The sequence below is a fragment of the Geodermatophilus sp. SYSU D00703 genome (genome assembly GCF_054050155.1).
Map to the genome: position 1 here is coordinate 92826 of NZ_JBJGYU010000005.1, position 13774 is coordinate 106599.

Here is a 13774-nt window from a genome sequence, read left to right on the forward strand (position 1 = left end):
CATCCCGAACGCCGTGCGAGCGTCGACCGCATCCGAGAGCACCGCTCTCTCATTGACCGTGAAGGAGTCCGCCATGGCACTGCACGTCATCGTCGGGAAGGGCCCGGTCGGGACGGCGACCGCCGAGCTGCTCGCCGCCCAGGGGCACCGTGTCCGGGTCTTGTCCCGCAGCGGCGGGACGTCCACCGACACGGTCGAGCACCGGCGCGTCGACGCCGCCGACGCCGACGCGCTCACCGCGGCGACCCAGGGCGCGAGCGCCCTCTACAACGCAGTGAACCCCGCGTACCACCGCTGGGCGATCGACTGGCCGCCGGTGGCCGCGGCGCTGCTGACCGCCGCCGAGCGCACCGGCTCGGTGCTGGTCACGATGGCCAACCTCTACGTCTACGGCCGCCCGCCCGGCCCCATGTCACCCGGCAGTCCGCTGGCCGCCACCGACCTCAAGGGCGTGGTGCGGCGGCGCATGTGGGCGGAGGCGCTGGCCGCGCACGAGGCCGGCCGGGTGCGGGTGACCGAGGCCCGCGCCGCGGACTTCGTCGGCCCGCAGGTGCCGCCAGGGCAGTCGCACCTGGTCCGCCAGCTGCCCGCCCTGCGGCGCGGTCGGCGCGCCTGGGTGGTCGGGGACCCCGACGCGCCGCGCAGCTGGGCCCACCTGCCCGACGTCGCCGCCACGCTGGCCACCCTCGGCACCGACGAGCGGGCGCTCGGCCGGGCCTGGCACGTCCCCAGCGCGCCGCCTCGGTCGCAGCGCCAGGCGCTGACCGACCTCGCCGCCGCGATGGGCGCACCCGCCGCCCGCGTCTCCCGGATCCCGTGGACGGTCCTCCGCGGCATCGGGCTCGTCTCGCCGGTCATGCGCGAGGTCGTCGACGTCCGGCACCAGTTCGACCAGGAGTACGTCATCGACGCCGAGGCCACCACCGCGACCTTCGGGCTGACCGCGACGCCGTGGGCCGAGGTCGTCGCCGCGACCGCGGGCGTGCAGCCGGCGACCACCTGACGAAGCACCCCGTCCTCCTCACCGCTCGCAGGCTCGCTGCGAGCCTCTGGACGGGGCCGCCTGGACGGGGCCGTGCCGGCTCGTCACCAGCCGGTCCTACGGTGGAGCGCATGGTCTCTGCGTGGGTCCTCGTCACGCTGGCGGCGCTCGCCGCCCTCGGCTGCGGGTACGGCGCCGCCCGGCTCGCCCGCCGGCCCGAGGAGGCGCGTCGATGACGGACGCGACCGAGCTGCCGGTCCCCGACACCGCCGACGTCCGCTCCGGGCCGGAGGTCTCCGAGGAGCTGCTCGCCCTGCTGCCGCTGCTCGGCGAGTGGCACGGGGAGGGGCAGGCCGCCGGCGCCGAGGGCGACCACCGGTTCGGTCAGTGGATCCGGTTCAGCCACGACGGGCGGGGTTTCCTCGCCTACGAGTCGCGCAGCTGGCGGCTCACCGACGACGGCCGGATCGTCGGTCCCGATTACCGCGAGTCCGGCTTCTGGCGGCCCCGCGGCCGGGACGATGTCGAGCTGCTCGTGGCCAGCCCCGACGGGCTGGTGGAGATCTACGTCGGCCACGCCCGGACGACGACCAGCTGGGAGCTGGCCAGCGACGTCGTCGCCCGCACCCCGGATGCGCCGGACGTGGCCCGGGCCGTGCGGCTCTACGGCATCGTCGAGGGCGCGCTCATGTACGCCATCGACCGTGCGGGCACCGACCGCCCGCTGGCGCCCACCATGTCCGCCCGCCTGGAACGGATCCGATGAGCGACGCCGCCGTGGCCCCGCCGTCGCCCACCCTCCCCGCCACCCCGAGACACGTCGCCGACCGCTACGTCGACGCCGTCTGCGACCTCGACCCGATCGTCGCCACCTCGCTGGGCACCCGGCCCGGTGACGACCGGCTGCCCGACCCCAGCCCGGCCGGACTCGAGGCCGAGGCGCAGCTGGCCCGCGACACGCTCGCTGAGCTCGACCGCGTGCTCGCCGCGAACCCTGCGCTGGCCGACGACCCGGTGGAGCGGCGCTGCGCCCGGCTGCTGCGCGAGCGGCTCGGCGCGGAGCTGGCCCCGCACGAGGCCGGGGAGGGTCTGCGGGCGCTGTCGAACCTGACCAGCCCGGTGCACTCGGTCCGGCAGGTCTTCCTGCTCATGCCCGCGGCCACCGACGAGGACTGGGCGGTGATCGCCCGCCGCATGGCGCGGGTGCCGGAGGCCTTCCGGGGCTTCCGCGCCGCCCTGGAGGAGGGGGCCCGGCGCGGCCTGTTCGTCGCCCCGCGGCAGGTCTCGACCGTGGTCGGGCAGCTCGGCGAGTGGCTGGCCGGGTCGTTCTTCGCGGGCTTCGCCGCCCGCGGCCCCGAGTCGCTGCGCGGCGAGCTGGCGGCTGCGGCGAGCGCGGCCGACGCGGCGGTGGCCGAGGTCCGGGACTTCCTCCGCGACGGCTACGGCCCACGGGCCGAGGGGACGCCGGACGCCGTCGGCCGCGACCGGTACGCCCTCGCCGCCCGCCGGTGGACCGGCTCCGACCTCGGCGCGGGCAACGGGCTGGAGGAGGCCTACGCCTGGGGCTGGGCCGAGCACCGGCGGATCCTCGCCGAGCAGCGCGCCGCCGCACTGGAGGTCGTGCCGGGGGCCACGCCCATGGAGGCGATGCGTTGGCTGGACGTCCACGGCCCGGCCGTCGAGGGCGTCGAGGCCATCCGGGAGCGCCTGCAGGCGATGATGGACCAGGCGATCGCGGACCTCGACGGCACGCACTTCGAGCTGGCCGAGCCGGTGCGCCGGGTCGAGGCGATGATCGCGCCACCGGGCAGCGCCGCCGCCCCCTACTACACCCGCCCGGCGCAGGACTTCTCCCGCCCGGGGCGCACCTGGTTGCCGACCCTCGGCCGCGAGCGCTTCCCGCTGTGGGACCTCACCTCGATCTGGTACCACGAGGGCGTCCCGGGTCACCACCTGCAGCTGGCGCAGTGGGCGCTGGTCTCCGGCGAGCTGTCGACGTACCAGACGTCGCTGGGCTCGGTGAGCTCGAACGTCGAGGGCTGGGCGCTCTACGCCGAGCGGCTCATGGACGAGCTCCGCTACTTCCCCGACCCCGGCACGCGCCTGGGCTACCTGGACGCCCAGCAGCTGCGGGCCATGCGTGTCGTCGTCGACATCGGCATGCACCTGCGGCTGCCGGTCCCGGACGACGCCGAGGGGGTCCTGGCCGAGCACCGCGGACGGCCGTGGACGCCAGAGCTCGGGCGGGCCTTCTTCGGCGAGCACAGCGGGGCCACGCCGGCCTTCCTCGACAGCGAGCTGGTGCGCTACCTGGGGCTCCCCGGCCAGGCGATCAGCTACAAGCTCGGGGAGCGGGCCTGGCTGGAGGGCCGGGAGGAGGCGCGCAAGGCCCGCGGGGACGCGTTCGACCGCAAGGCCTGGCACATGGCCGCGCTGTCGCAGGGCTCGCTCGGGCTCGACGACCTCGCCGCGGAGCTCGCCGTCCTCTAGCGGCCGCGCTGCAGGGACCCGCCTTGAGCGTGCGAGCGGTGGGGGCGGGCTGGTCCGTCGTCAATCGGACGCGTCGGGGGGCAGCGGGTTGACCGTGTCGCCGTCCCAGGTGACGCGCTGGCCGGGGAGCACCTGCGCCACCTCCAGTTCGGAGGCGTCGAGCAGGTCGGTGACGCAGGCGGCGCTGCCCCCGACGTAGGTGGTCACCAGGTCGATGTCGGTGGCGACGAACCACGCGCGGTCGGCCGGCCACCACAGGTTCGCGCTCTGGCTCGACGGCTCGGTCAGCAGGTTGGCCGCCGCGAGCTCCACGGGGCCCTGGAGCAGCCAGTACGCCCGGCGGTCGAGCTCCAGGCGAGGCGCCGGCGAGGTGTCGGCCCAGTGCGTGGACAGGCCGAACCAGCAGTCGCCGGGTGTGGTGGTGTGCTCCCGGAGGACGGCGGCCAGCCGGGTGGCGACGTGCTCGGGCAGGTGGCCCATCGCCGGGGCGTCGTCCCACAGCGGGGTCTGGTTGTCCTCGCCGAAGTAGTCCATCGACCCGGTGACCGAGCCCCACTGCATGAGGGGGTGCGCCACGGTGCCGTTGGCCGCGGCCACCGCCGTCCAGGACACGTCGACGTCGACGAGGCCGTCGTACCGGACGGCCGGGTGGAAGACCCGGGCGTACGCCGCGAAGACGGGCGGGACGAGCGCGGCCACGGTCGCGGGGTCCGCGCCGCGCAGCGCCGCTTCGACCCAGGCCGCCGGGGAGAGGTCCGTCTCGACGCGGCGGCCGGCGAACACCCGCGGACCTCCCCCGAGAACGGACAACCCCCGGGCTGCTCCGCGGCGCCCGCCCCTGCACGAGCAGGGGAGTCGCACGCGGGCCGGCTGGACAAGTGCCGGCGGCCCGGGGGTCGGGTGACTGTCCGGTTCTCGCTCGCCGCCGTACGACGGACGGGCGATCTGCCGTCGCTCAGACTGTCGTCTGAACGGGCGGCCCATCTGGACGGCGGCTAGCGGACAGCCACCTCACGAGTCCGATAAGCATGCAAAGTTCGGACCACCTCCCTTCTCGTGTACCTCGACGGTACGTCGCTCCCGGGGGGCTCGGCAACGCGGATTCTCAGCCGTCAGCGGAACGGCCCGGGGCGGCGTCGCGCCGCTGGTAGACGTCGGGGATCCCGTCGGCGTCGCGGTCGGCCCGCTCCTCCTCGGCGATCCGCCGGTAGCGGCGGTTGCGCAGCCGCAGGACGACGGCGGCGAGCAGGGCCGCGGTCAGCGTGCCGGTGAGGATGCCCACCTTGGCGTGGTCGTAGGCCGCGGAGCCGAGGCCGTAGGCGAGCTCGGTGATCAGCAGCGACACGGTGAAGCCGATCCCACCCAGCAGGGCCAGGCCGACGACGTCCGGCCAGCCGAGGTCCTCGTCGAGCTCGGCCCGGGTGAAGCGGGACACCAGCCACGTCGAGGCGGTGATGCCGATCGCCTTCCCGGCCACCAGGCCGACGGCGATCCCGAGCGCGACCGAGTCGGTCACCGAGGCGCCGAGCCCGGAGAGCCCGCCGACGGCCACGCCGGCGGAGAAGAACGCGAACACCGGGACGGCGACCCCCGCCGACAGCGGCCGCAGCCGGTGCTCGAAGTGCTCGGCCAGACCCGGCCCCGCCGCCGGGCCGCCGGCGGCCTCGCTCCGCGGCACGGGCACGGTGAACGCCAGGAGCACCCCGGCCACGGTGGCGTGCACCCCGGACTCGTGCACCAGCACCCAGGTGAGCGCCGCCAGCGGGAGGAGCAGCCACCACGCGCGCACCCGCCGTTGCACGAGGAGACCGAACACCGCGAGCGGTACGAGCGCCAGCAGCAGCGGGACCACCGAGAGGTCCTCGGTGTAGAAGACGGCGATCACCACGATCGCCAGCAGGTCGTCGACGACGGCCAGGGTGAGCAGGAAGGTCCGCAGCCCGCTGGGCAGGTGGGTGCTGATCACCGCCAGGACGGCGAGGGCGAAGGCGATGTCGGTCGCCGACGGGATCGCCCAGCCGCGCAGGGCGCCGTCGTCCCGGCCGAGGTTGAACAGCACGAACAGGAGGGCCGGCACGGCCATGCCACCGACGGCGGCGGCCACCGGCAGCGCGGCACGCCGCGGGTCGCGCAGGTCGCCCGCGACGAACTCGCGCTTGAGCTCCAGCCCGGCGACGAAGAAGAAGAGCGCGAGCAGCCCGTCGGCCGCCCAGGTGCCGAGGGTGAGGTCCAGGTGGAGTGATGCCGGACCCACCGTGGTGTCGCGGAGCGTCTCGTACGCCTCCGCCCACGGCGAGTTGGCCCAGACCAGCGCGATCGCGGCGGCGACCAGCAGCAGGGCGCCGCCGACGGTCTCCTTGCGGAGGACGTCGGCGATCCGGCGGGCCTCGGGCCAGGACCCTCGTCCGAAGAGGCGGGAGGGTGTCGTCACGGGGCGGCTCCAGGGGGGAGGGGTCGGGTCGAGACCTGCCGACCAGACTTCCCGGCGCACCTGCCGCGAACCCTACAAGGACCCCGTCCCCCTCACCGCTCGCAGGCTCGCGGCGAGACCCTCCAGGGGCCTGGCGCGCACCGGCGGGCGGGCGCGCGCTCCGTACAGTGGGCGCCGTGACTGCCCGCTCCACGACCGGTTCCCGGAGCAGCCGGTGAGGCTCGCCGAGCTGGCCGGGCGCCGGGTGGGCGTGTGGGGACACGGGCGCGAGGGGCGGGCCGCCGTCCGCGCCGCGGAGGCGGCCGGAGCCGCCGGCATCGTCGTCATCGACGCCGTTGCGCCGGCCGCCGACGCCCTGCCGTCGGGTGTCGAGGCGGGCACCGACGTCGCGGCGCTGGGCTCCTGCGACGTCGTCCTGCGATCCCCGGGCATCAGCCCGTACCGCGAGGACGCGCAGGCGCTCGCCGCCCGCACGACGATGGCGTCGGGCACCGGGATCGCGCTGGCCGAGTTCGGCGCCCGGTCGGTGCCGACCCTCTGCGTCACCGGCACCAAGGGGAAGAGCACCACGAGCGCGCTGGCCGCCGCCGTCCTCAGCGCCGCCGGGCGGCCCGCCGTGCACGCCGGGAACATCGGCACACCGCTGCTCGACGTCCTGCTGGACGGCCAGGTCACCGGAGGGGAGGCCCCCGCCGGCACCTCGCTGGTCGTCGAGGTGTCGAGCTACCAGGCGGCCGCGGTCGACGACTTCTCCGGCTGGGGCGCGGTCACCTCGCTGGCGCCCGAGCACCTCGACTGGCACCGCTCCGTCGACGCCTACTACCGCGACAAGCTGCACGTGTTCGCCCGGTGCGGCCCGGGCACCGTGGTCGTCGGCGGGCAGGCGCGCGCCACCGCCGAGCGGTACCTCGACCCGGCGGTGCTCGTCGACCCGGGCGACGTCCTCCCCGGGGAGCGGCTGGCCGGCTTCCGGCTCGTGCACCTGCCGGGGCTGCACAACGTGGCCAACCTGCACGTCGCGCTGGCCGCCTGCGTGCAGATGGGGGTCGACCTCGCCGCATCCGGCGACGCCGTCCGGGCCGCGGTGGCCGACTTCCGGGCCCTGCCGCACCGGCTCTCCCCGGTCGCCACCCGGGACGGCGTCACGTTCGTCGACGACACGCTGAGCACCACCCCGGTGTCGGTGCTGGCCGCGCTCGACGCGTTCGCCGGGCAGCACGTGACCCTGCTCGCCGGCGGGCAGGACCGCGGCCTGGACTACACCGGCCTGGCCCGCGCCGTGGTGGCCCGCGACGGTGCCGTGCGGGTGCTCACCGTCCCCGACACCGGGGCCCGGCTGGCCGCCGACATCCGCACGGAGGCGGCCCGCGTGGGGGCCGTCGCGCCGGTCACCGAGACGGCGTCCCTGGACGAGGCCGTGGCCGCGGCCCTGCGCACGGCGCCCCGCGGCGGGGTCGTGCTGCTCTCACCGGGCGCCCCCAGCTACAACCGCTACCGCAACTACGAGGAGTTGGCACGGACCTATGAGCAGATCCTCCTCGACGCCGGAGCGCAGCGTGTCTGAGCCGTTCGTCGTGGCCGACCGCTCGCTGGACCTCGCCACGGGTGAGGCGGCGTTCACCTACCGGCTGGGCGAGGACGAGTTCACCGAGCGGCTCACCCTGGACCCCGCGCTGCTGACCGGCGCGAACCCCGCCCGCCTCGACGCCGCCCTCGACCTGGTGCACCTGGTCATGGGCACCAGCTACTACAAGCTGCGCGCGCCGGGCCGGGTCGTCGTGCGCCGGCCGGTCACCAAGGCCCAGTTCGCCGTGGCCGAGGCCGCGTACACCCACGGGCTGGGCGAGTTCGCGGCGGTCAACCACCTGCCCGTGCCGCACGAGGTGGCGTGGGAGGTCGAGCTGCGGTCGGCCGACCCGGTCCCGGCGGACGCCGGGGGCCACGGCGCGCTGCTCCCGGTCGGCGGCGGCAAGGACTCCGCGCTGGCGCTGGTCGTCGTCACCCCGGCCACCGCGCTGGCGGTCAACCCGACCGACGCGCAGCGTGACGTCACGAGCGCCGCGGGGGTGCCGCTGCTCGGCGTCCGGCGGCGGCTGGACCCGCTGCTGGGCGAGCGGACGGCGGCCGGCGGGCTGAACGGGCACGTGCCGGTCACCGCGATCAACTCGGCGATCTCGACGCTGGTGGCGGTGCTCGGCGGCTTCGACCCGGTGGTGTTCGCCAACGAGCGGTCGGCCGACGAGGAGACGCTGGAGATCGACGGCGCCCGGGTGAACCACCAGTACTCGAAGTCCTACGAGTTCGAGCGGTTCTTCGCCGCGGCCGCCGCCGAGGTGGGCGTCGGCTACTTCAGCCTCACCCGGCAGCTGTCGGAGCTGGCCACGGTCGCCGCGGTCGCCGCCCTGCCCGGCCTGCGCGGGCACGTCCTCAGCTGCAACCGCTCCTACACGCAGGCGCACATGGGCTTCGGGGACGGCGGCACGGCGACCCAGCGGTGGTGCCTGCACTGCGACAAGTGCCTGTTCACCTTCCTGTGCTTCGCGGCGTTCCTCGAGCCGGCCGAGGCGGTGGAGGTGTTCGGGGGCAACCCGCTGGAGGACCTCTCCCTCGTCGACGGCTTCCGCAAGCTGTGGGCGACGGAGAAGCCGTTCGACTGCGTGGGAGAGCGGGCGGAGAGCGCCGCGGCCATGGCGCACCTGGCCGGCAGCACGGTGTGGAGCGGGTTCCCCGTCGTCCGCGCGCTCGGTGGAGAGGCGGCGGCCTTCGCCGCGGTCACCGGCGCCACGGTCGCCGGCTTCCTCGAGCCGCGGGGGGAGCACGCGATCCCCGAGACGCACCTCGCGGCACTCCACCGGGTGCTCGCGGAGGCCCGCTCGCCGGTGCGGTGAGCGCCGCCCGGCTGGCGGCCATCGAACGCGCGGCGCTGCGGCCCGGCGCCCGCGACGTCACCGGGATCGGCGCGGCCGTCGCCGGCCAGCTCGCCCGGCTGGCCGGGGACCTCGCCGCCGCCGGCCGGGCCCGCACGCGGGTCGGCCTGGTGACCGGCGTCCACATCGCGTGGGCGCCCCGCCCCGCGGCCGAGACCGACGGCCCGGTCGGCACCGCCGTCCTCGCCGCGGCGCTGGCCGCCCTGGGTGCCGAGCCGGTCGTCGTCACCGACGAGCCCTGCGCCGAGGTGACCGCGGCCTGCCTGGGCGTCCTCGGCGCGGGCCGCCTGACGGTCGTCCCGACGGGGGACGACGCCGCCGCGGTGACCGCCCGGGTCGCAGGACTCGCCCTCTCGCACCTGGTCGCCGTGGAGCGGCTCGGGCCCAACGCGGAGGGCCGGGTGCTGACGATGCGGGCGGTGGACATCACGCCGTCCACCGCGCCGCTGCACGCCGCGTTCGCCCTGCCGGGGCTGGTCACCGGCGCGGTCGGTGACGGCGGCAACGAGATCGGCATGGGCAACGTGCCGGTCGAGGTGGTCGCCGCCTGCGTCGCGCACGGCCAGCGGATCGCCTGCCGCGTGCCGGTGGGCGCGCTGGTGACGGCCGGCACGTCCAACTGGGGCTGCTACGCGCTGGTCGCCGCGCTCGCGGTCCTGGCGCCGCGGCACGGGGCGGCGCTGCGCACGCTGCTCGACCCGGCGGTGGACGCCGCGGTGCTCGACGCGGCCACCGCCGCCGGCGGCATCGACGGCGTGACGGGCTCGCCGGGCGCCTCGGTGGACGGCGTGCCGGTGCCCGCCTACGCCGACCTGCTCGCCGACCTCCGCCACCTCGCCCGGGCATAGGCTCCTCGGTGTGGCCGACTCGCCCCGCTCCGAGCTCGCCGCGCCGCTGGCCGAACGCCTGCGGGCCCGCGGCCTGCGGCTGACCACCCAGCGCCAGCGGGTGCTCGCCGCCGTCGCCTCGATCGAGCACGCCACCCCCGAGGCGATCAGCGCGCGGCTGCGGGAGGAGGCCGGCCCGGACGGCGCCGCCCCCGACACGTCGACCGTCTACCGCACCCTCGAGCTGCTGGAGCGGCTCGGCCTGGTGTGGCACACCCACCTCGGCAGGGGCGCGCCGGTCTACCACGCCGCCGAGCACCCGCACGTGCACGTCGTGTGCCAGGGGTGCGGGGAGATCTTCTCGGCCGACCCCGCGCTGCTGGACTCCGCGGCGGAACGTCTCGCGGCCGAGCTGGGTTTCCAGCTGGACGTGGGGCACGTCGCGCTCTCCGGGACGTGTCGCGCCTGCCGCGAACGAGCCGACCAGGAGAAGTCATGAGCACCGCGCCGTCCCCCCTGCTGTCCCGCCCCGGCGCCGTCGCCGTACCGGACGGGTCCGTCGCCGCGCACCACGGGGACCCGCTGCGCGAGCAGCGCGCGCTGGCCGAGGGGGCCGGCCTGGTCGACCGCAGTGACCGCGACGTCCTCGCCGTCCCCGGCGCCGACCGGCTGACCTGGCTGCACAGCCTCACCACGCAGCACCTCGACCGGCTGGCCGACGGCGCCGGCGCCGAGGCGCTGGTCCTGTCGCCCAACGGGCACGTTGAGCACCACCTCGTGCTCGCCGACCTGGCCGGCACGACCTGGGCCGACGTCGAGCCGGGCACCGGCGCGGCGCTGCAGACCTTCCTCGACCGGATGCGGTTCATGCTCCGCGTCGAGCCGGCCCTGGTCACCGCGGAGTGGGCGCTGCTGTCGCTGGCCGGGCCGCGGGGCGACGCCGTCCTCGCCGCCGCCGGGCTGCCCGTGCCGGCCGCGGCGTACGAGGTGCGCGCTCTGGACGGCGGCGGCTGGGTGCGGCGGATGCCGCCGGTCGGTGAGGGCGCGCCCGTGGTGGACCTGCTGGTGCCCCGCGCCGAGCTGGCCGCCCGCGCCGACGCGCTGGGCGCGGCGGGGGCGACCCCGGCCGGGCTGGACGCGTTCGAGGCGCTGCGGGTCGAGGCCCGCCGTCCCCGGTTCGGCGTCGACACCGACCACCGCACCATCCCCAACGAGACCGGCTGGCTGACCAGCGCCGTCCACCTGGACAAGGGCTGCTACCGCGGCCAGGAGACCGTGGCGCGGGTGCACAACCTGGGCCGGCCGCCGCGGCGGCTGGTGCTCCTGCACCTCGACGGGCTCAGCGAGGAGCTCCCCGCGCCGGGCACCCCGGTGCTGGCCGGCACCCGGGAGGTCGGGCGGGCCGGCACCGTCGTCCGCCACCACGAGCTCGGCGCGGTGGCGCTGGCGCTGGTGAAGCAGTCGGTGAAGGCGGATGCCGAGCTGAGCGTGGGCGGCGCCCGGGCGTCGATCGACCCCGACGACGTGCCGGCGGAACTCGACGACGCCCGGACCGCGGCGCGGGAGCGCGTGCGGGTGGTCCGTTCTGCGACGATCCCCCGGTGATCCCCGGCACCCTCATCACGCTCGCCCCCACGGGGGCGGAGTCGGCGAAGGCGGACGTCCCCGCGCTGCCGGTGACCGTCGACGAGGTCGTGGCCACCGCGCGCGACTGCCAGGCGCTCGGCGCCGCCGTCATCCACCTGCACATCCGCGACACCGAGACCCGGCCGACGCTCGAGCTGGGCAGGGTGCGCGAGGTCGTCGCCGCCGTCCGGGAGGCCACCGACCTGGTCGTGCAGATCTCCACGGGTGGCGCGGTGACCGACCCGTTCGACGCCCGCCTCGGCGTCCTCGACGTCGAGCCCGACGCCGCGTCGCTGTCGCTGGGCACGGTCAACTTCGGCCGCGACGTGTTCAGCAACCCCTGGGACCTGATCGTCGAGCTGCACACCCAGATGCAGCAGCGCGGCATCGTCCCCGAGTACGAGGTCTTCGACCTCGGCCACCTGGCCACGCTGACCCGGCTGCTGGACAGGTACGGCCCGCCGCACGGCGGGCACGTGCACGTCGACCTCGTCATGGGGGTCCCCGGTGGCATGCCGGGCACCACGCAGGCCCTCGCCGCCTGCCTGCCGCACCTGCCCCCGGGTGCGTCGTTCGCCGCGACCGGCGTCGGGCGCACCTCGCTGCCGGTGATGCTCGCGGCCCTGTCGGCCGGGGGCCACCTGCGGGTGGGCATGGAGGACACGCTCACCTACGCGCCCGGCGAGCCGGTGCGCGACAACGCGCAGTTGGTGGCCCGGGCGGCAGGGCTCGCCCGGATCGCCCAGCGCCCGCCGATGAGTACGGGGGACGCCCGCGCGTTCCTTGCCATCGACCCGCCCGCCCACAGTTCCATCCCCGTGGAGGCCTCCTCGTGACCCCCGAACCCTCGCCCGCCGGCGGCGCGGCCGTCGACGCGCTGCTCGACCCCGGCTTCCTCGAGGCCGCGGTGCAGCGGCCGATGGCCGACGTCCGCCGGCTGCGCCGCCAGGCCGAGCAGGAGGAGGTCAACCTCTCCTACACGCGCCGGCTGCTGCAGGGTCGGCTCGACATCGTCCGCCGCGAGCTGCAGCGCCGCGCCGAGCACGACGGCCGGTCGCTGGTCGACCTGCTCCCCGAGATCCTGGCCGAGAAGGGCCGGGGCCCGGCGCACGGCCTGGGCCGGCACCAGACGGTGCAGCCGGCCGCGCCGGAGGAGTACGAGTCGTGGGTCAACGCGCTGACCCCCGGCGTCGACCTGTCCGCGGTCCCCGAGCTGAGCGACGGCGACCTCGAGACGGCTGCCCGCGCGCTGGCCGCCGCCGAGAGCTCGCTGTCGGAGCGCCGTCGCGGCGTGCAGCAGGTCATGGACGGGCTGGCCGCCGAACTCGGCCGCCGGTACCAGAACGGCGAGGCCGACGTCGCCGCCCTGCTGGCCGACGAGGGCCGATGAAGGCAGAAGGACCCCGTCCTCCCCACCCTCCGCAAGCTCAGGGCGGGCCCCTGGACGGGGCCGCGTGGCCGGAGAACCCGGTGCTCGCGGAGGTGTGGCGCTCGGGGTTCCTGGAGTCGGTGCACCGGGGCGCGCTGGTCGTCGTCGGCCCGGACGGGCAGGTGCTGTTCTCCGCCGGGGACGTCGACCGGCCGGTGCTGCCCCGCTCGGCGAACAAGCCGGTGCAGGCCGCCGCGCTGCTCGCCGCCGGCTGGACGCCCCGCACGGGCGAGGAGCTCGCGATCGGCGCCGGCTCGCACACCGGGGAGGACGGCCACCGTGAGCTCGCCGCGGCGGTGCTGGCCGCCGCCGGTCTGGGCCCGGACGACCTCGGCTGCCCGCCGGCGCTGCCGTCGGACGAGGCCACCCGGGCGGCCTGGCTCGCGGCCGGCCGGGAGCCGGAGCGGCTGGCGATGAACTGTTCGGGCAAGCACGCGGCGATGCTCGCCGCCTGCGTCGCGGCGGGCTGGCCGACCGAGGGCTACCTGGAGCGCGACCACCCGCTGCAGCAGGCGATCGAGGAGCGGCTGGGCGCGGCCGCGGGGACACCGGTCACCGCGGTCGTCGTCGACGGCTGCGGCGCCCCGCAGCACGCACTGCCGCTCACCGGCCTCGCCCGCGGCGTCGCCTCGCTGGTCGAGGCCGCGCCCGAGAGCCACGGGCGGTCGGTCGCCGACGCCATGCGCACCCACCCCTGGTTCGTCGCCGGCACCGGCCGCGACGACACCGAGCTCATGCGGGCCGTCGACGGGTTGCTGGTCAAGGTGGGTGCGGACGGCGTGCACGTGGCCGCGCTGCCCGGTCGCGGCGCGGTGGCGCTGAAGCTCGACGACGGCGGTGAGCGCGGTCGCACCCCCGCCCTCTGCGCGGGGCTGCTGCGGCTCGGCGTCCCGGCCGAGCGACTGGCCCCGTTCGCGCTGACCCCCGTCACCGGCGGGGACGGCGTGGTCGGTGAGGTCCGCTCGGCCGCCGTCCTGCGGCGTTGAGCCGAACGCCGGAGCTGTGAGGCAGCTCACACAGGAGTGCTAGCGCTACCGCTTGCAGGAGCAAGCGCCGCTGGCT

13 protein-coding genes are annotated in these 13774 nt (G+C 76.3%); 11 read left to right on the plus strand and 2 right to left on the minus strand.

The features are described from left to right. The first annotated feature begins 73 nt into the window (after positions 1 to 73). The 3 genes from ACI782_RS08240 to ACI782_RS08250 all read left to right on the plus strand — a co-directional run bounded on the left by ACI782_RS08240 (position 74) and on the right by ACI782_RS08250 (position 3472). Positions 74 to 1003: an NAD-dependent epimerase/dehydratase family protein gene (locus ACI782_RS08240; protein ID WP_456907959.1), complete on the plus strand. Its 930-nt coding sequence runs from the start codon at positions 74 to 76 to the stop codon at positions 1001 to 1003. Between the two features lie 211 nt (positions 1004 to 1214). Continuing rightward, the gene (locus tag ACI782_RS08245) at positions 1215 to 1748 is read left to right on the plus strand and encodes an FABP family protein (RefSeq protein WP_456907961.1); all 534 of its coding nucleotides are present in this window, start codon (positions 1215 to 1217) and stop codon (positions 1746 to 1748) included. Then, entirely contained in the window at positions 1745 to 3472 is a 1728-nt protein-coding gene (locus tag ACI782_RS08250; RefSeq protein WP_456907963.1) for a DUF885 domain-containing protein, read from the plus strand. The genes ACI782_RS08245 and ACI782_RS08250 overlap by 4 nt, the downstream gene beginning before the upstream one ends. A 60-nt stretch (positions 3473 to 3532) precedes the next feature. On the opposite strand, the gene ACI782_RS08255 is transcribed toward ACI782_RS08250, so the two are convergent. Together ACI782_RS08255 and nhaA are read right to left on the minus strand one after the other, a co-directional pair. Further along, on the minus strand, positions 3533 to 4255 hold the full coding sequence (locus tag ACI782_RS08255) for a hypothetical protein (protein ID WP_456907965.1): 723 nt from the start codon (positions 4253 to 4255) through the stop codon (positions 3533 to 3535). 322 nt (positions 4256 to 4577) lie between these two features. Then, entirely contained in the window at positions 4578 to 5903 is a 1326-nt protein-coding gene (gene nhaA / locus ACI782_RS08260) for a Na+/H+ antiporter NhaA (RefSeq protein WP_456907967.1), read from the minus strand. A gap of 214 nt (positions 5904 to 6117) precedes the next feature. Between nhaA and murD the strand changes: the two genes are divergently transcribed. From murD to ACI782_RS08300, 8 genes are all read left to right on the plus strand, one after another. Continuing rightward, entirely contained in the window at positions 6118 to 7467 is a 1350-nt protein-coding gene (gene murD / locus ACI782_RS08265) for a UDP-N-acetylmuramoyl-L-alanine--D-glutamate ligase (protein WP_456907969.1), read from the plus strand. Next, positions 7460 to 8791 carry a hypothetical protein gene (locus ACI782_RS08270; RefSeq protein WP_456907971.1) on the plus strand — a complete coding sequence of 444 codons (1332 nt, stop codon included), beginning with the start codon at positions 7460 to 7462 and terminating at the stop codon, positions 8789 to 8791. Before murD ends, ACI782_RS08270 begins: the two co-directional genes overlap by 8 nt. Beyond that, positions 8788 to 9678 carry a glutamate cyclase domain-containing protein gene (locus tag ACI782_RS08275; RefSeq protein WP_456907973.1) on the plus strand — a complete coding sequence of 297 codons (891 nt, stop codon included), beginning with the start codon at positions 8788 to 8790 and terminating at the stop codon, positions 9676 to 9678. The genes ACI782_RS08270 and ACI782_RS08275 overlap by 4 nt, the downstream gene beginning before the upstream one ends. A gap of 10 nt (positions 9679 to 9688) precedes the next feature. Next, complete coding sequence (locus tag ACI782_RS08280; protein ID WP_456907975.1) at positions 9689 to 10156, plus strand: Fur family transcriptional regulator; 468 nt, start codon at positions 9689 to 9691, stop codon at positions 10154 to 10156. Then, positions 10153 to 11262, plus strand: coding sequence for a CAF17-like 4Fe-4S cluster assembly/insertion protein YgfZ (ygfZ, locus tag ACI782_RS08285; RefSeq protein ID WP_456907977.1), 1110 nt, complete (start codon positions 10153 to 10155; stop codon positions 11260 to 11262). The genes ACI782_RS08280 and ygfZ overlap by 4 nt, the downstream gene beginning before the upstream one ends. Next, positions 11259 to 12119, plus strand: a complete 861-nt coding sequence (locus tag ACI782_RS08290; RefSeq protein ID WP_456907979.1) for a 3-keto-5-aminohexanoate cleavage protein — start codon at positions 11259 to 11261, stop codon at positions 12117 to 12119. Before ygfZ ends, ACI782_RS08290 begins: the two co-directional genes overlap by 4 nt. Next, positions 12116 to 12673, plus strand: a complete 558-nt coding sequence (locus ACI782_RS08295; RefSeq protein WP_456907981.1) for an RsiG family protein — start codon at positions 12116 to 12118, stop codon at positions 12671 to 12673. The genes ACI782_RS08290 and ACI782_RS08295 overlap by 4 nt, the downstream gene beginning before the upstream one ends. 80 nt (positions 12674 to 12753) lie before the next feature. After that, positions 12754 to 13698 carry an asparaginase gene (locus ACI782_RS08300; protein WP_456907982.1) on the plus strand — a complete coding sequence of 315 codons (945 nt, stop codon included), beginning with the start codon at positions 12754 to 12756 and terminating at the stop codon, positions 13696 to 13698. Positions 13699 to 13774: the final 76 nt, after the last annotated feature.